Source organism: Microcoleus sp. SVA1B4 (assembly GCF_036700545.1).
In the GTDB taxonomy this organism is placed as follows: domain Bacteria; phylum Cyanobacteriota; class Cyanobacteriia; order Cyanobacteriales; family Microcoleaceae; genus Microcoleus.
The window spans coordinates 1-17421 of the sequence record NZ_JAUBPB010000102.1 but is presented as its reverse complement, the minus strand read 5'-3'; the positions used below and the strand labels follow the sequence as shown (position 1 = coordinate 17421).

Below are 17421 nucleotides of genomic sequence, written 5' to 3'. Positions count from 1 at the left end.
CGAAAAATCTTCTCTTCATCCCTTGGGCTTGTCTTGGCAACTAGAATAACTGCTCCCCCTATTTATTGAGCCGATACAACCAGACAATATCTGATAAAGTACGCTGGACTACCGCCGATTTAGAACTATTGCCAGATAACGGCGATCGTTATGAAATTATTGATGGAGAGTTATTTGTGACATGGGCAGCACACTGGAATCATCAAGAAGTTTGTGGTAACATTTGCATAGAGTTAAATAATTGGTCACAAAAAACAGGATTAGGAGAATCAGTAATTAGTCCAGGAGTTGTTTTTACAGATGTAGATTGTGTTATTCCTGATGTGGTTTGGATTAGCAATGAACGCTTGGCTATCTTGCTAGACGAAGCAGGCCATTTAACCGCCGCACCCGAGTTAATTGTTGAAGTATTATCCCCCGGTGCAGACAATGAAAGACGCGATCGAGATTTGAAACTCCGACTCTATTCAGTGCGAGGAGTACAGGAATACTGGGTTGTGAATTGGCAATTGCAGCAAATAGAAGTTTATCGCAGGGAACAAGCAAGTTTAAGGCTCATTGCTACGCTGTTGAGCAATGATGAACTAACTTCCCCTTTGTTGCCCGGTTTTAGTTGTTCTGTCGCTCCAATTTTTGCCTAAATTATGAAATCATCATTTTACAATTTAATTGCTACTATAGGAATCTTGACTATCTTGGGTAATGTATCCCCTGCTGTTTCTGCTGAATCTTCAGCTTTAATAGTTCAAAGAACTCTTGTTCAAAATACCGCTGAAGACTTATTTAACAGCGCTTTAGCCAAATCAGAAGCAGGAGACATTCAAGGGGCGATCGCCGATTACACGGAAGCCATCCGCCTCAACCCGAACTACGCCAAAGCCCACAACAAACGCGGCATCATCCACGGCCGCAATCTCAAAGATTACCCCGCAGCTAAAGCAGATTTCGATCGCGCAATTGAAATTAACCCCAACTACGGCGACGCCTACTACAACCGCGCTAGAGTCCGCGAGTTCTTAGAAGACAAACCGGGGGCGATCGCCGATTATCAAAAAGCAGCGGAACTTTATCAAAAAGACGGCAATACCAACGATTATCAAGATGCCATACAGCATCTTGAAATGCTGCAAGAATAAATGGCTTTTTAAAACATGGTAGAATATGATTAGTCTTTAACAAATAAACACTATGGTTGCCACCAAAAGTCATAACTACGCATCCCCGGAAGACTATTTAGAAGGCGAAAAAATTAGCCCCATAAAACACGAATACAGACAAGGCGAAATTTATGCAATGGCAGGAGCAAGTGATGCCCATGAAACTATTTGCATCAACTTAGTAAACTTGCTCACAACTCATATTAGAGGCAGAGGCTGTCGCATCTATGGGGGAAACATGAAAGCCAGAATTGAGCAAGCCGACGTGTTTTACTATCCCGACATCATGGTGACGTGCGATGAAAGAGATAGAAGCCTGGAATATTTCAAACGCTACCCGCGCTTAATCGTAGAAGTTCTATCTCCAACAACAGCAGCATTCGATCGCGGAAATAAATTTGCCGACTACCGCACCTTAGAAACTTTACAAGAATACGTACTTATTGACCAAGAAAGAATAAGTGTAGAATGTTACCAGCGCAATGCAGAAGGGCGCTGGGAACTTTACCCTTACGCTGAGGGCGAAGAAGTTCGCTTGGCTAGCGTAGACTTTCAATGCCCGATCGCACAAATTTACGAAGATGTTCTAGGAATCAGTTAAAATAGTCGATCGCACAAACACCAAAAATTCATCTGTGTTCATCTGTGTCCATCTGCGGTTAAACACTCCAAATTAACTATTCAAAAAATGCCCGAAACTTCCACTGTCACCGTCACCGTACCCGCCACAACCGCCAACCTAGGCCCCGGATTCGACTGCATCGGCGCCGCTTTAAGCCTCTACAACCGCTTCCAATTCTCCCGACTCGAACCCTCAGCAACCGAGAAACTAAAAATTACCGTTACGGGCAAAGAAGCCGCCAAAGTCAAGACAGACGACACCAATCTCGCTTATCAAGCTTTTCTCAAGTTATACGATCACCTCAACCAATCGCCGCCCCCTGTAGCGATACATATAGATATGCAAGTTCCGCTGGCTAGAGGTTTAGGAAGTTCCGCCACAGCTATTATCGGTGGGTTAGTCGGTGCAAATGAGTTAGCCGGTGCGCCTTTGAGTCAGGTGGAAGTGATGCAATTGGCGATCGAACTTGAAGGCCATCCCGACAACGTTGTCCCCGCTTTACTGGGAGGTTGTCGCCTCGCTGCTAGCAATCCACCCCCCCAACCCCCCCTTAGTAAGGGGGGGCTAAGAGAAGAATTCCCCCTCCGTGAAGCGGGGCTAACAGAACAATCACCCTTAGATTTAGATGCGGAAATTCTACCATCACCCCCCCTTAGCAAGGGGGGGCAGGGGGGGGGTTCCTGGGAGATTTGCGATATTCCCTGGCATCCAAATATTGTGCCCGTGGTAGCCATCCCCGATTTTGAACTTTCTACAGCCGAAGCCCGCAAAGTTTTGCCAGCAGATTACAGTCGGGCTGACGCGATTTTTAATGCTGCACACCTCGGTTTGCTGGTGCGGGCTTTGGAAACTGGCAATGAAAACTGGCTGCGCTGCGCCCTCCAAGACAAAATTCACCAGCCTTACCGCCAATCTCTGATTAAGGGATATGAAGCGGTGCAACAAGCTGCCCTGAATGCAGGGGCTTGTGGGATGGTAATTAGCGGTGCGGGGCCGACGCTTTTGGCTTTAACGGATGTGGGTAACGCTGAGGCGGTTGAGAAAGGGATGGCGGCTGCTTGGGGGGAATTTGGGGTAAAGGCTGATGTAAGGGCGATCGGCCTCGATACTCAAGGCGCGCAAGTCTCCCTTTAGTTATTCCACTCCTAGACACACAACATCTACATAACCGTGTTTTGTAGGGGCAACCCCCCGTGGTTGCCCCTCTCCGTGGAATTATTCATATTTCTATTCTCTTCCTCTCTCCTTCAAATCTCTTGAAGATCAACTCAAGTCTCTTCTCGATAACTTCTGCCATTCCCTCTACAAAATTTTACATTTAAAAAAAAAGGCAGTCATTGTAGGGGCGGATTCACCATAATCTCAGGCTAAAACCAACAATCTCAAAAATCCGCCCCCACCAACCGTAAATACTATTAAGGATCGCGAATTAAATAATTTACACAAGTTTGTGGGGAGTAGGGGTTGGGCACTCTTAGCCAGCCCTTTCTGGACGGGCTTTCAGGCCCATCCCACAAGAACCATCACGCATTGTAAGTTATTTAATTCTCATTCCTAATTAACTGTGACGCAGCGGAATCTCTATCTGAATTTTAGTGCCTTTACCCGGTTCGGAAAAACACTTGAACTCTCCTTTGTGCTGCTCTACAATTATCCGATAGCTGAGAGCAAGTCCCGATGATATGGGTGGTTCCGCAGGTTGTGATCCCAAAAATGGATCGGAAATTTCGGCTGTGGTATCTTTGCTATGTGCGATGTCGTTATCAGCAATCTCAATCGAAATTCGCTGAGCATCGACTACCTGAGTGGTAATCAAAATCACGGGCTTAAATTTGATTGATTCCAACTCCTCCAACTCTTGAGCCGACTCTTCCAAAGCATCGATCGCGTGATTGATGATATTCAGAAAAGCTTGATTGAGCAGACCTGCATAACACTCAATCTGTGGCAAATTGCCGAATTGTTTGATCACCTTGATGTCTCGCCTTCCCTCGCGAGCCGGCAAGCGGTGCTGCAACAACAACAGAGTATTTTCTAAACCGTCGGAAACATCAAATAACTGCCAGCCCGATCGATCGCTGCGGGAAAAATCCTGTAGCGACAAGATTATTTGGCGGATGCGATCGCTCCCGGTACGCATGGAACTCACAATTTTTAATAAATCGTCGAGTACGAATTCCACATCCATATCTTGCTGCTTTTGCAGAATTTCCGCTCCGGGATTGACTAGCTCTTTTTGATACAATCGCAGGAGTTCAATTAAATCGGTTGCGTAGCTTTGGACGTGAGTTAGATTGCTGTAAATAAAAGTAATGGGGTTGTTAATTTCGTGGGCTATCCCAGACACCAATTCGCCCAAACTAGACATTTTTTCATTTTGCAGCATTCGATCGCGCGACAGATCCAATTCTTGCTGGGTTAACTCCAACCGCGCCCTCAACTCGCGCGATCGCTTAGACGCGCGCACCCGCGCCAATAATTCCTGCTTAACTATCGGTTTAAACAGAAAATCGTCAAAGGGCGCATCCAATGCTTGAACTTCATCAAATTGCTCCGGTGTTGTCAGCAGAATAAAATAGGCTGCCGCCAATTCTCCATCGGCTTTCACCAGCCGGCACACCTCCAAAAAGTTGATTTGAGGCGAAGTCCCGTCGCAAATTATCGCATCGGGGGACAATTCCTTCGCCAAGTCTAAACCCTCCTTGTCGTCGGAAACGACTCTCACCTGATGTCCCTCTTGGCTGAGTAACTCTTTCACAACTTGAAAAGTCACAGTATCCGCGACGATCGCCAGAATCTTTGCCATACTTCTATCATCTCCACAAATTACTTTTTAGGATACAACCGCCAGAATTGCGCTGACAGATTTAAAATTCCAAAATAGTTCAATTACATCAAAAAACAGCCCATACCCGCTCCCTCAAAACCCAAAATAGCCCATACCATTTTAGATTTTATATTTTAGAGTAAAAAATTGGTAATGACCGAAAACATCCAGGATACCCGCCACGTGATTCATCCGTGGAGAAATTAAAAACGTGTATCCGAGAAACTCGCCCCCCGAATTTATCTCGCGCAAGTCAATGCTTCAATTCTAAAATCTAAAATCTAAAATCTAAAATCTAAAATCTAAAATCGATTGACTTACTGTATAATAGTTGGGAGCTTGCCTAAAGTTGTAGATTTTTTGGGGAATGGTATCACGAGAAGGTATAATTTTAGACGGGTAATGCAAAAATGCAAATTTTCTCCTTCGTAATTAATGTTACATCAGAGCTGTCGGCCGAAAGACTGCTGAGGGCGATCGCAGATACTTTCTCAAATTGCGCCAGGAAACAATAAAAAACTTTAAAATCAATTAATAGTATCGTTAAATTCACCTTCTCGGTCAGCGCCTGAGAATGCCAATTACCAACACCACCTCAACTTTGATTCAAGCCGAAACACTAGAACTATTAGAATGGCCGCGCCTGTGTCAGCACTTGGCTACCTTCGCGGCCACCAAACTCGGCGTCGCCGCCGCCCTCGACCTCGCAATCCCGGCAACTCAAGCTCAAACAGCCGAACTCCTCGCCCAAACTCAGGAAACTTATCAGTTAGAGAGCCGCGCTGGCGGTGCTTTGAGTTTTGAAGGAATCCAAGACATCGGCACTTCTCTGCAGCGAGCCGAACTCCAAGGTTTGCTCAGCGGCGAAGAATTGCTGGCAATTGCTACTACCCTCGCCGGAGCAAGGCAATTGCGCCGGATAATTGACTCTCAGGCAGATGTGCCGACGCTCAAAGAACTAGCAGCCCAATTGCGGACGTATCCCGAACTAGAGCAAGAAATCCATCGCTGTATAGACGATCGCGCTCAAGTAGCAGACAGAGCAACTCCTAAATTAGCAGGAATTAGAGTTCAAATGCGACAGTTGCGCGATCGCATTTATCAAATATTGCAGGGGATTTTGCAGCGCCAATCCAACGCAGTACAAGAACAGCTAATTACCCAAAGAAGCGGACGCTTTGTCATTCCCGTTAAAGCTCCCCAAAAAGATGCCATACCGGGCATCGTTCACGACTCCTCGGCCAGCGGCGCGACACTGTACGTAGAACCCCACAGCACAGTCAATCTTAACAACCAAATGCGGCAGTTTCTCAGGCAAGAACAAGCCGAAGAAGAAGCAGTTCGCCGCGCCCTCACCGAGCAAGTCGCAGCAGTAAAACCCGATTTAGACAGATTGGTGGTGGTAGTTACAACTTTAGATTTAGCGGCGGCTAAAGCGCGTTATAGTTTTTGGTTGCAAGCAAATCCGCCGAAATTTATCGAATTGGGAGAACCTGAATTAGCACCAAAAAATCCCGAAAAAGAAGATGAGGAAAAAGAAGAGGAGGAAAACTCAGAAAACAGTCAATTATTAATTCGCAACTTGCGATCGCAAATTACCCTGCGCCAGTTGCGCCATCCTTTATTAGTTTGGCAGCAACAGCACGAGCAAGGCTTTCCAGTCGTGCCGGTCGATTTAACGATCGGGCCGCACATCCGCGTCGTCGCCATCACAGGCCCCAACACTGGCGGCAAAACTGTCACCCTCAAAACCTTGGGATTGGCAGCTTTAATGGCGAAAGCAGGAATGTTTGTTGCCGCCCGCGAACCCGTAGAATTGCCTTGGTTCGACAATATTTTGGCTGATATTGGTGACGAACAATCTTTGCAGCAAAGTTTGTCTACTTTCTCCGGCCATATCCGTCGCATTAGCCGCATTTTAGAAGTTTTAGGCAATAAATCGCAGGCTGAAGGGGAAGAAACTTCCAACCTTCCAATTACTAATTCCCAACAGCAAGACGAGGAAGTCACAGACACACAGAGCACAGTTTCTGCTCTCCCAATTCTCAAACCTAAATTACAAATTCCTCAACCCCAAATCCCAAATCCAAATTACCAATTACCAATTCCCAAATCTTTAGTTTTGTTAGACGAAGTAGGAGCGGGGACAGACCCCTCAGAAGGCAGTGCATTGGCGATCGCCCTGTTGCAATATCTCGCCCAACATTCCCTATTAACAGTTGCAACTACCCACTTTGGGGAACTCAAAGCCCTCAAATATCAAGACTCCCGCTTTGAAAATGCCTCAGTAGAATTTGACGACAATTCCATGCAGCCAACCTATCGCTTGCTGTGGGGAATTCCCGGACGTTCCAACGCCCTCACCATTGCCAAAAGACTCGGTTTGCTAGCATCCATAGTCGAAGAAGCTCAAACCTATGTCGGGGGAGCGTCTCAAGATGTTAATCAAGTGATTGCTGGACTCGAAGCACAGCGCCGGAAACAGGAAACCAAGGCCAGAGAAGCAACTCAACTGCTACACCAAACCGAAAAACTGCACAGAGAAGTTTCTCAAAAAGCAGCCGCTTTGCAAGAGCGGGAGCGAGAACTAAAAATAGCTCAGGAAGTGGCTGTAAATGAGGCGATAGGGTCGGCAAAATCAGAAATTGCTCAAATCATTCGTCGCTTGCAGTCGGGCAATCAGACGGCTCAAAATGCCCAACAAGCGACAGAAACCTTAAATCAAATTTCCCAAAAACACCTGCCTTCTCGACAGCAACCGGCTAAACCCAAACCGAGTTTTATGCCGAAAGTGGGCGATCGCATCCGCATTCCCAGCTTGGGCCAAACCGCCGAAGTCCTCAGCGGCCCCGATGCTAACGAAGAGTTGAGCGTTCGGTTTGGGATTATGAAAATGACTGTCAAACTAGGAGAAATTGAATCCCTAGACGGTCAAAAACCCGAAACTAAAGCTCAATTAGCCAAGGTAGCAGCCCAAGCACAAGCACTCGCTACGGCGAAAGCTAAGCAAGCAGCGGCGGAACCTGCAAAACCCAATCCCGAAATCGCCATTCGCACTGCTAATAATTCGATCGACCTACGGGGCGCGAGAGTCTCAGACGCGGAAATCGAAATAGACAGAGCTCTTTCCAAGGCCGTGGAATACGGAGTGCTGTGGATAATTCACGGCAAAGGTACGGGACAGTTGCGGCGCGGGGTTCACGAGTTCCTTGCTTCTCACCCGCAGGTTTCCCGCTTTGAGTTGGCTAGTCAAAAAGAAGGGGGTGCAGGTGTGACGGTGGTTTATTTGAAATAGTCAGGATTTACGCATTTCCGGTTGACTCCTAATTATATAGTTGTATGCAGCAAAACAAGTCGCAACGAACATATCATACTGATACAACCGGAATGGATACTATACTGCAAATGTGGAATAATTAAGAGTTGATTTACCACTTTAGTAACTGCCTGACTAATGAAAAAAACTCCCTCAAATGAAGTGTTGGTTGGCGACTGTCGTGAAGTGATGAAGACCTTGCCAGAAAATTATATTTCTGCCTGTATCACTGACCCACCTTATAATTATGAATTTATTGGTCATAAATGGGATGACTCAGAAATTCAAAGGCGTATTGAAAGAGTCCATGGCAAAGGAAATAAAACCCTTGTTAAAAACATTCCCTATGGCAGTGGTTTAGCAGGTGGAGTCAGAAACGAAAAATGGTATCAAAGGAATCGTAACAACACTCTGGATTATGAAAAGTGGTGCTTTGAGTGGGGTGAGCAGCTTTTTCGGATCTGCAAACCGGGTGCGACAGTTTTAGTTTTCAACAGCACACGAACGGTTGCTCACGTACAAGTAGCACTTGAAAGTGCTGGTTTCTATGCGAGAGATATTCTTGTTTATAAAAGATCGAGTGGTATTCCTAAAGGTGTCAATATCAAACAACAGTTAGAGAAGAAAGGATATGAAAATTCTGAAAAATGGGATGGTTGGCACAGTTGTCTGAGGAACGAATGGGAAGCAATCTGCGTACTTCAAAAACCACTGGTCAATAATTACTTGGAAACTCTACAGGAGTATGGTACTGGTCTATTTTATACTAAAGATCAGTTTGGTGGTTTTCAGTCAAATATTTTAGAAGGTATACAGCGTGAGAAAACCGAGGAGTTTAACGTCCATTGCACAGTTAAACCAATCGCTCTAATGAGAAAGCTGGTCGAAATATTTGTACCGCGTTTGGAAAATTCTATTCTAATCGATCCTTTCGCAGGATCTGGAACCACATTGCTGGCGGCGCAAGAATTTGGCATTAGGTATGTTGGCATTGAAATAGTACCTGACTACATAGAGATTATCAACAAGCGCCTTGATAGTTTCAGCGGTATACAGGGAATTCTCCCACTTTTTCAATAAGAAATGACTTTAAATCAAACCCGCTTATTGTTTTTATGAACTCAAACGAATCGTCCCCAGTGTAAACTTTCCAAGTGCCTACTTGGCACGCTGTAATAGCTGCGGGCAAATTATCTTTTCTAAGAATTAAAAATACGGGTTCGTAATTATAAGTACGAAGTAGTGGGCCATAAGATTTGAACTTTTTCAGTGTTCCAGAATCTCCTGAGCCAATACGATATTTTGTATCTATTGCGTACCCATCAACAATCAGATCGCACGGCTCATCGCTTCCAACTTTAAATGCTGGCTGAAAGCTACTGCAATATGTTTTACACGTTTCAGTAACTAACAATTGCCAACACATACCTAACTCACGTCCCCAATATTGCCTATTTTCTTTTTTAATTATAGGAGAAATACCAAACACATCCATTAAAATATCGTGTTCTTCATTCTCTTCTGCATAAATTTTATCGGTAAATGAGTTTTGGTATCTTGCTAAAATTTGCTCTAGTCTTCTTTCAGTCATCATCAATTACCAGATCGGCTAGACTAACGGATAATGCCTTGGCTATTTTGCTGGCATTAAGTAGCGTTATATTCCTTTCACCTCGTTCAACTGAACCAATATAGGTGCGATGTAATTCAGATAGTTCTGCAAGCTGATCTTGGGAAAGATTTCTGAGCTTTCGGAAATGTCTAACTTTTTTACCAAATTGCTCCGTAATATCCATAGATGGCGCCAGATGAAGCAATGACAACTATAATCTGACAGACTATAAGTAGCGACAGACTATAAGTAGCACTCGCACTCGCTCTCGCTAGGAGCGATATAAGCCCCGATAGTTTCAAAGCACTGATTTGATTTCGGTCACTGTGTGGCGTAGGATGGTTAGAAGTAAAAATCTCTGGGTTTTGCGGATTGCGATCGATCGAACTTGAAACCGCAACTTTTCACCCGCAACTCCGTCCAGCAGTTAGGATTGCCGGAATCAAAGCAACGAGCTATGGAGACAAATTAACAGATGTGCTGTTGCCGGGCCGTAAAGCTTTCATCACTGCATACTGTTTGATATCCTGCCTCAACCTGTCTTAATTTCCCGTGCTGAAGCCATGCGCTCGACCGTAAAGCCCTCCGCTCCCACAAACGAAACGGGCCCATCTCCCAACTGGGCAGAATTGACCCAAAAAGCACCAGAACCTACCCAGTTGGACAACATTAAAGCCCAACTGGATTTAGTGCTGTTAGCCCTAGAAGCACTGGCAGAAATTGGCTCAGAGGCGATGCTCAAGGTAGCAGCCGAACTGAATTTAGAGCCAATGGTAGCCGATCGGGTAGCTTTGTGGCGGCTGCGCCAATCTAACCCGCTGCGGAAAGGCCACGGAGGGCGCAAAAAACTTGATGTGGAGGAAGCTCGATCGCTCGTTTTGATAAGCTGTCATTTGGCAAAACAGCACCAAGCTTTAATCCGCCGCGCCGTTGCTTTGCTCGAACAAATGGCAGAGCAAAACCGCGAACCTCACACCATCGCTTTGCTGGGAGATTATATTGACAGGTTCAGCAACACTTATGGCTCGCGCATGGAAGATGGAGAAAATTTATCGGCCCGAGAACTAACTGATTTAGCCCTCAAACTCCTGATCGATTTGCTGTTTTACAGCAGTCCCGGCGGCCACCGCCGCCTCTGGCTGGCTCTTCTAGATCGCGCTAAAAATTAAGCTAAGCATAATGGGAACGAGAATGACAAAGATCCGGAACAGGCAAGATGCCTGTTCCACCAAAAAATTTATTTGTTGTGGAACAGGCATCTTGCCTGTTGCAAAAAAAGCTTGTTGAGAATGCAGCCCAATATCAGATAAAACATAGTTATTCCCTCTTCCTTCTTCCTTCTTCCTTCTTCCCTCTTCCTTCTTCGCTATGGTTCTCAAACGGTACACGCCCCCGACTTGCACGCTGGAAATCACAGCCAAAAGTTCGCCTCTCTCTCGCTGGGCGGGCCAACCGGTGTTTAAATCTTTAAGTTTTGAGCTGCGACTCGACGACCCCAGGCTGCCAGATACCGAACACGTTACTCTCAGGGGCGATCGAATTCAACTCGAAACCCTCCACGAAGCTGTCAGCAACTACGTCCAAAACTTGCTCGGCGCATCCCGCGATTGGGAAAGCAACCTCAACTCTCAAACCGATGGTACCGCAGCAGGCCCAGACACGCCAGAAGTCGGCAGTAATGCCCTTATATTCGATCGATCCGTCAACACTTCCGAACTAGCAACCTCCGCCCCAAACACAGCCTACCTTCCGGTTCCCCCCCGCTTAGAACCCCGCGGCTTGCTTGCCCATAACTTGTTTTTAGGCTCTTTGAGCGCCGCAGAATCCGGGCCAGTAGTTCCCTTGAGCACCCTGCAACTGTTTGACTTGGCCACAGCACTAGATGACTGCGCCGCCGAAGTGATGGCGCTTCCCAACCTCAACCGCGAGTCCCGACGGCCACTGTCCTCACCCTGGCTTAAGGTGGCAGCATTGCTGGTCGCGGGCGCCGGTCTGACGACAGGAACTATCAAAATGCTCGATCGAACCGCCACCTCCCCGCAAACCGCCTCAGCCCCCGCCACAGCCCCCACCAATCCACAATTGAGCACCGCTCCAGGAAACCCCCAGCTAGCAGCAGGCGCATCCCCCAGTCCTGTTCCCGCCCTACCGACACCCCCAGCACCAACACCCGCAGCCACACCCGCTTTACCGCCCCTGCCGCCCCCGCCCATCAACACCGCCGCCTCCCCCAGCCCCAGCTTACCTCCCATCGCCCTCGCCCCAACTTCCCCCACCAACAGACCCAGCCCCATCCAGCAGCCACCCCTGCTATTTCCCGCCAACGGCAACGCAGCCAGCGCCCCACAGAGCGCCCCAGCTTTCCCTCAAGGGTCAACTATCACTATTCCCGCCCCCGAAGAACCGCCCATTTCCGTCCCCCAAGCACCCGCACCAGTACCCTACGTGCTGCCCCCCCTACCGCCGAGACTAGCTCCCGCCGTACCTCCCCCCCTGCCGCCCTCCCTGTCTGCTTCCCGATTTCCCGTTCCCCCGCCGCAAACCTTCCCCAGCCCCATCGAGCCGATTGTCCCCCCCGCCAGTACCGAACTCCCAGCCCTTGAGGACGCTCAACCGAGTGCCGAGTCTGAGGACGACAACCAGGTGGCGGCAAGCAGAAAAAACCACACTTTATTTGATACAATTCCTCAAGTTTCAGAAGCTAGAACTTACTTTGAGGAACGTTGGAAGCCTCCAGAAGGAATGGAACAAACTTTGGAATACAGCGTGCTGATCGATGAAAATGGGTCAGTTGAAAGTATTATGCCGATGGGAAAAGCAGCAGCAGATTATATCGAGCAAACTAATATGCCATTAGCCGGCGAGCCGTTTGTTTCTGCCGTTTCTAATGGAAAAAAACCGAAAATTAGAGTTGTTTTGCGACCTAACGGTAGAGTACAAACCTTTTTGGAAGAGAGCGATTAAACGCTCTCAAACACATTGTCGAGAATGGAAATCCCGGTTAATTGCTAATCTTAAACAAGTTCAAATCAAATTTAATTTGTTTTCACTGTCAAAACTTGTGGAGGCGACGCATCGGGCGGATAAATAAAATCTACTTGTACAAGTCGCTTTTCTCCCGATTTCATCTCTAATTTTACCAAAGGTTCCCCCTGCTGTCCCCGCCGCTGGACTAAATGCACGTAGCGAGTTTGAGGCAGTTTACTGTCATCAGTATACCGCACTCTGACCGTCCCCCTAAAAAAAGTTTGAGGTGCCGGAGGTTCTAAAAAATTAAGTCCTCCTGAAGTTAATTTGTCTGTCTTAATTGGAGTTTGAATTGCGACAGTTACAGTTTGATTTTGGCTGGTAGAATTGTATAGCGGCAAGCTGAGACTGTATTGAATTCCGTAATTGCCGTGGGCGCGGTATGCTGTATCTGGGTAGCGGACTAGCATTCTCGCACTTTGCACTTGATTTGTTCCCAGCATTCCGCGCGGGAGGCTGCTTAATGGGTAGGAAAATGCTGTTCCGGGTTGGGGAATTGCTAGGCTTGATGTGGCGGGGTTGTCGGAGAGAAGTGCTCGCCATTCTGAACCTAATGCTACACCGGCAACTCGGCCGTAAATTATTTGACCTTCGGTGATTTCTGGCGGTGTGGGAGTTCGATCGCGCGGCCCGGCTATATTACCATTGTCTAATAAGTTTTGCCATTCTGTTAAATTGGGCGATCGCTCGTTTCCCTGTCCGTTTCCCTCTGGGTCAACTCGGGCAAACATCGCCAGACTGGCAACATAGACTATACCATCGCTGCGTAACCGCATCAAGGTCGATCGACCGTTTAGCGGCGGTACCAATTCCCGCACCGGTATCGGATGATTCATCAACAGTTGGCTTTTTCCCGGTGGAATAATTAACTGCGGCTCAAAGTCAGACTGTCTCCTTCCTATGAGAATATCATTCACAGCGCGACTTCCCGGCCCTGCGTAAATATTACTGTTTGAATTATCGACTTGCGGCGGCAATTCAATAAAAGGTGCATCGGGTTGACTGAGATAACTCGCAGCTTGCAATATATCTAATCTTACAGGTTTATTGCCCGGATTATAAACAATTACTCCTTGATACAATGTTCGCAAATCTTCCGGGGAAGGTGCGCGGGCTATGTGGTGGGCAAATATGTCGAAACGTCCTTGAAATGGAAAGTTTAAATGTGCCGCCGGAAATTTTTTACCATCTGGGGGAAATGTCGAAAGCAAAATTCCTTCTTGCAGCACTAATTCGGGACTGTTGCTGTTAAATACTGGTATGTTGTCTAACTGTCCGGGGAGTGGTCGCACTTCTTGGATTTGGAGGATTTCTTGAGGTGCGGGAGGGGTTTGGGCTAAGGGGAGAATTGATAGAATTGGCAGCATTTTTTGAGATGAGTTTTTTTTACCGCAGAGGGCGCAGAGGGCGCAGAGGAAGAGAGGGAGGAGAAGAGGAGGTAAATATTTGTGTCTGGGGGGGTTTGTACGGAGATTTTGCTCGATTCTAGCAGAGATTGGGATTTTTACCGCGCCCACTGTTGTAATATGTATTTGTAAAATTTGGCTGTGTCTACTTTATCCATTGCTTGAATTTTTCGTCCTCCTATTTTAACTTTTGTGCGTCCTTGGCTGATGCCTTCGGTCACAATTTCTGTTTCCCATTCTCGCAGTTGATAAAATTCTGGATGCGCTAAATAAGCGGTTGCCAAAATGTCCCAAAAATAGTAATCTTGAGATATTGCTAGGGCATAACACTGTCCGGCTAAGTCGGAAATTGGATATTTGCGCTGTTTGGCTAAGAGATTGGAAAATTCTACAGTTAGCGGTACATTATTTGTGATGTCTAAAGGACACATGACAACGGGAATTTGGGTTTGCCAAATTCTCTCGATTGCTATCGGGTCCCAGTAAGCATTCCATTCCGCCGACATATCTTGTCCGGGTTCCATATCTTTGCTAACATTGCCGATAACATTGAGTGCGCCTCCCATCCAGACAATTTCTTGAATTTTGCTTTCAATTTCTGGCGCGATATCTAAAGCTTGCGCTACTGTTGTTAACGGCCCCGTTACCATTAATGTGACTGGTACGGCTGCATCCCGCAAAACTCGCACCATAAAGTTTTGTCCGGGTTCTGATATTAACGGCGTGTCAATGGTTCCTTTTTCATTTAGAATGGGAAGTCGATCGACTGCAAAGGAATCTCGCCGAAATAACACCGGAAATGGATTCAGCCCCCGCACCGTACTCGCCGCCACCGGAACCTCTGAACGCCCCATCAAATCGAGGATTTTGCGCGTTGCACTCACGGCCGGTTGAATGTAGCAGTCCGCAGGAGTTACAATTACTCCCAGAGTTTCGACTTCCTCCATTGTCATCAGCAACACGACTGAGAGATAGTCGTCAACTGCACCGTCGTGATCCATTATTACGAGTTTTTTAGACATTTTGCTTCCCGGTAACTGAATTAGTGTAAAGTACAAATATTAATTTTTTTGTGCGAGAAACACAACTGCCTCAACTATATGAATACAGTATCACCTTACGGCTCTTGGAAATCACCTATTTCTTCCGATTTAATTGTTTCTGGAACTGTCGGACTGGGACAAATTGCTATTGACGGCGATGATATTTACTGGGTGGAGGGAAGACCTTCGGAAGCGGGAAGAAGCGTCCTCGTGCGGCGCACTCCTGACGGTACAATCAACGACGTGACACCGCCTCCTTTTAATGTTCGCACTCGCGTTAACGAATACGGTGGCGCTGCTTTTGCAGTTGCTGGCGGTGTTGTCTATTTCTCTCATTTTGCTGACCAACGTATTTATTCTCAAACATTAGATTCTCAACCCGAACCTCTGACTCCTGCTGCTAATTGTCGCTATGCAGATGCGATAGTTGACAAGCAACGAAATCGCCTGATTTGCGTGCGCGAAGACCATGCGGGTGAGGGGGAACCTGTCAATACTATTGTTAGCATTAATTTAGATAACGGCGAAGATATTCAAATCTTAACTCAGGGCAAGGATTTTTATGCTTCCCCTCGTTTAAGTCCAGACAATTCTCTACTTTCCTGGATTTGTTGGAACCATCCAAATATGCCGTGGGATGGCACAGAATTGTGGGTAGCAGAAATTAAGGCTGACGGTTCTTTAGGTGAAAAATACTTAGTTGCTGGCGGGGTTGATGAGTCGATTTTTCAACCGGAATGGTCGCCCGATGGAGTTTTGTATTTTGTTTCTGACAAGTCGAACTGGTGGAATTTCTACCGCTGGCCATCTAGAACCCCCCTCAATCCCCCCTTGGTAAGGGGGGAAGCAGAGATAGAAACCAGCTTGTGCGAAATGGCGGCTGAATTCGGACTTCCTCAGTGGGTTTTTGGAATGTCTACTTATGCTGTTGTCTCGGAAAGCAAAATTATTTGCACCTACACTCAGCAAGGCAAGTGGTATTTAGCTAGTCTCGATTTAACGACAAAGCAGTTGACAACTATTGAAACGCCTTACACTGATATTTCCTCGGTCAAAGCGCGGGGAGAAACTGTGGTTTTTCTGGCAGGTTCGCCGACTGAATCTACTGCTATTGTACAACTGAATTTAGCAACAAGTCAACTAGAAATTCTGCGAAAATCGAGCGATTTAAGCATCAACTCTGGTTATCTTTCTGTACCGGAACCTATCGAATTTCCCACGGAAAACAATTTGACTGCTTTCGGTTTCTTCTATCCCCCGAAAAATCAAGATTTTGCAGCACCGGCGGGTGAAAAACCGCCGTTAGTTGTGAAAAGTCACGGCGGCCCAACTGCTGCTACTTCTAGTAGCATGAATTTGAAAATTCAATATTGGACGAGTCGTGGTTTTGCCGTGCTTGATGTTAATTACGGCGGCAGCACTGGTTACGGCAGAGAATACAGAAAAAGACTGCAAGATAGTTGGGGAATTGTCGATGTTGACGACTGCGCTAACGGTGCTAAATATTTAGCTCAAAAAGGTTTAGTTGATGGCGAAAGAATGGCGATCGCCGGAGGCAGTGCAGGGGGGTACACTACGTTGTGCGCTCTTACTTTCCGCGATGTGTTTAAGGCCGGTGCGAGCTATTATGGAGTTAGCGATTTGGAAGCTTTGGCAACGGATACTCACAAGTTTGAAGCGCGCTATCTGGATGGATTAATCGGGCCTTATCCTGAAAGAAAAGATTTGTATGTGGCTCGTTCGCCGATTCATTCCGCCGAACGTTTATCTTGTCCAGTTATCTTTTTTCAAGGATTAGAAGATAAAGTGGTTCCGCCTAATCAAGCGGAAATGATGGTAGAGATATTGAAAGCTAAAGGTTTGCCGGTTGCTTATGTTGCTTATGAAGGGGAACAGCACGGTTTTCGCCGCGCTGAAAATATCAAAAGAACTCTGGACGGCGAATTCTATTTCTATTCGCGGGTGTTTAAGTTTGAGTTAGCTGAACCTGTGGAGGAAGTGGTGATTTTCAATCTTTAGAAAACATAAAGTTTGCAGTTGCTGGGTGTTCCCTAAAACGCACCTGCAAGCTTTATCATAATTCGCCAATTTTAAATGTGATTTCCTTCACAAATTTTGCGGTTTATTGTCACAAATTTTGCGGTTTATTGTCACACATTTAAAGGCAATACAGCTATAAATTTTTATAGTGCGATCGCCTTTTGTTGTTGCAGAAACGCCCGATCGCGCGATCGTCGAGTAGAGAGTCAATTACTATGCAAACTCCTGTCCACCTGATTCCATCTGCTTTGGGCGAGCTGTTTGCCGAAGTGAATCAAAATGGCTACATTACTCTCAGGGTAAACGCATCTTAACTGGAACCCAAAATATGCTACAGTTAAATCCGACTAAATTTCAATGTAGTTTGTTGT

The 17421-nt window shown here is 46.6% G+C and carries 14 protein-coding genes; 9 read left to right on the top strand and 5 right to left on the bottom strand.

Annotated features, from left to right (window positions below; translation table 11 throughout):
- Window positions 1–65 precede the first annotated feature (65 nt).
- The 4 genes from QT987_RS28025 to thrB all read left to right on the top strand — a co-directional run bounded on the left by QT987_RS28025 (window position 66) and on the right by thrB (window position 2913).
- Window positions 66–641 carry a Uma2 family endonuclease gene (locus QT987_RS28025; protein WP_333246618.1) on the top strand — a complete coding sequence of 192 codons (576 nt, stop codon included), beginning with the start codon at window positions 66–68 and terminating at the stop codon, window positions 639–641.
- A gap of 3 nt (window positions 642–644) precedes the next feature.
- Entirely contained in the window at window positions 645–1136 is a 492-nt protein-coding gene (locus QT987_RS28020) for a tetratricopeptide repeat protein (RefSeq protein ID WP_333246616.1), read from the top strand.
- Between the two features lie 52 nt (window positions 1137–1188).
- Window positions 1189–1758, top strand: a complete 570-nt coding sequence (locus tag QT987_RS28015; RefSeq protein WP_333246614.1) for a Uma2 family endonuclease — start codon at window positions 1189–1191, stop codon at window positions 1756–1758.
- An 87-nt stretch (window positions 1759–1845) separates the two neighbouring features.
- Window positions 1846–2913, top strand: a complete 1068-nt coding sequence (gene thrB / locus QT987_RS28010) for a homoserine kinase (RefSeq protein WP_333246613.1) — start codon at window positions 1846–1848, stop codon at window positions 2911–2913.
- Window positions 2914–3337: 424 nt separating this feature from the next.
- Here thrB and QT987_RS28005 read toward each other — a convergent pair whose 3' ends face one another.
- The gene (locus tag QT987_RS28005) at window positions 3338–4585 is read right to left on the bottom strand and encodes a response regulator (protein ID WP_333246611.1); all 1248 of its coding nucleotides are present in this window, start codon (window positions 4583–4585) and stop codon (window positions 3338–3340) included.
- 622 nt (window positions 4586–5207) lie between these two features.
- Here QT987_RS28005 and QT987_RS28000 point away from each other — a divergent pair.
- Window positions 5208–7901, top strand: coding sequence for an endonuclease MutS2 (locus tag QT987_RS28000; protein ID WP_333246620.1), 2694 nt, complete (start codon window positions 5208–5210; stop codon window positions 7899–7901).
- A gap of 159 nt (window positions 7902–8060) precedes the next feature.
- Window positions 8061–9002, top strand: coding sequence for a site-specific DNA-methyltransferase (locus tag QT987_RS27995; protein WP_333246609.1), 942 nt, complete (start codon window positions 8061–8063; stop codon window positions 9000–9002).
- Here the strand turns inward: QT987_RS27995 and QT987_RS27990 are convergent.
- A complete protein-coding gene (locus QT987_RS27990) occupies window positions 8965–9516 on the bottom strand; it encodes a hypothetical protein (RefSeq protein WP_333246607.1) in 552 nt (183 codons plus the stop codon). The genes QT987_RS27995 and QT987_RS27990 overlap by 38 nt on opposite strands.
- A complete protein-coding gene (locus QT987_RS27985) occupies window positions 9506–9718 on the bottom strand; it encodes a helix-turn-helix domain-containing protein (RefSeq protein ID WP_242715747.1) in 213 nt (70 codons plus the stop codon). The genes QT987_RS27990 and QT987_RS27985 overlap by 11 nt, the downstream gene beginning before the upstream one ends.
- Window positions 9719–10097: 379 nt before the next feature.
- On the opposite strand from QT987_RS27985, the gene QT987_RS27980 reads away from it, so the two are divergent.
- Both QT987_RS27980 and QT987_RS27975 read left to right on the top strand, forming a co-directional pair.
- A complete protein-coding gene (locus tag QT987_RS27980; RefSeq protein ID WP_333244719.1) occupies window positions 10098–10703 on the top strand; it encodes a DUF3038 domain-containing protein in 606 nt (201 codons plus the stop codon).
- Window positions 10704–10902: 199 nt separating this feature from the next.
- On the top strand, window positions 10903–12498 hold the full coding sequence (locus QT987_RS27975; RefSeq protein WP_333246605.1) for a DUF4335 domain-containing protein: 1596 nt from the start codon (window positions 10903–10905) through the stop codon (window positions 12496–12498).
- A 71-nt stretch (window positions 12499–12569) separates the two neighbouring features.
- On the opposite strand, the gene QT987_RS27970 is transcribed toward QT987_RS27975, so the two are convergent.
- On the bottom strand, window positions 12570–13928 hold the full coding sequence (locus tag QT987_RS27970; protein WP_333246603.1) for a DUF3370 domain-containing protein: 1359 nt from the start codon (window positions 13926–13928) through the stop codon (window positions 12570–12572).
- 137 nt (window positions 13929–14065) lie between these two features.
- Window positions 14066–14989: a nucleoside hydrolase gene (locus QT987_RS27965; RefSeq protein WP_333246601.1), complete on the bottom strand. Its 924-nt coding sequence runs from the start codon at window positions 14987–14989 to the stop codon at window positions 14066–14068.
- 78 nt (window positions 14990–15067) lie between these two features.
- Between QT987_RS27965 and QT987_RS27960 the strand changes: the two genes are divergently transcribed.
- Window positions 15068–17029, top strand: a complete 1962-nt coding sequence (locus tag QT987_RS27960) for a S9 family peptidase (protein WP_333246599.1) — start codon at window positions 15068–15070, stop codon at window positions 17027–17029.
- Window positions 17030–17421 lie beyond the last annotated feature (392 nt).

Bases quoted from the DNA above. Each gene is read 5' to 3' on its own strand.
- QT987_RS28020 (WP_333246616.1), top strand. From the start codon at position 645: ATGAAATCATCATTTTACAATTTAATTGCTACTATAGGAATCTTGACT.
- QT987_RS28015 (WP_333246614.1), top strand. From the start codon at position 1,189: ATGGTTGCCACCAAAAGTCATAACTACGCATCCCCGGAAGACTATTTA.
- thrB (WP_333246613.1), top strand. From the start codon at position 1,846: ATGCCCGAAACTTCCACTGTCACCGTCACCGTACCCGCCACAACCGCC.
- QT987_RS28005 (WP_333246611.1), bottom strand. From the start codon at position 4,585: ATGGCAAAGATTCTGGCGATCGTCGCGGATACTGTGACTTTTCAAGTT.
- QT987_RS27995 (WP_333246609.1), top strand. From the start codon at position 8,061: ATGAAAAAAACTCCCTCAAATGAAGTGTTGGTTGGCGACTGTCGTGAA.
- QT987_RS27990 (WP_333246607.1), bottom strand. From the start codon at position 9,516: ATGATGACTGAAAGAAGACTAGAGCAAATTTTAGCAAGATACCAAAAC.
- QT987_RS27985 (WP_242715747.1), bottom strand. From the start codon at position 9,718: ATGGATATTACGGAGCAATTTGGTAAAAAAGTTAGACATTTCCGAAAG.
- QT987_RS27980 (WP_333244719.1), top strand. From the start codon at position 10,098: ATGCGCTCGACCGTAAAGCCCTCCGCTCCCACAAACGAAACGGGCCCA.
- QT987_RS27975 (WP_333246605.1), top strand. From the start codon at position 10,903: ATGGTTCTCAAACGGTACACGCCCCCGACTTGCACGCTGGAAATCACA.
- QT987_RS27970 (WP_333246603.1), bottom strand. From the start codon at position 13,928: ATGCTGCCAATTCTATCAATTCTCCCCTTAGCCCAAACCCCTCCCGCA.
- QT987_RS27965 (WP_333246601.1), bottom strand. From the start codon at position 14,989: ATGTCTAAAAAACTCGTAATAATGGATCACGACGGTGCAGTTGACGAC.
- QT987_RS27960 (WP_333246599.1), top strand. From the start codon at position 15,068: ATGAATACAGTATCACCTTACGGCTCTTGGAAATCACCTATTTCTTCC.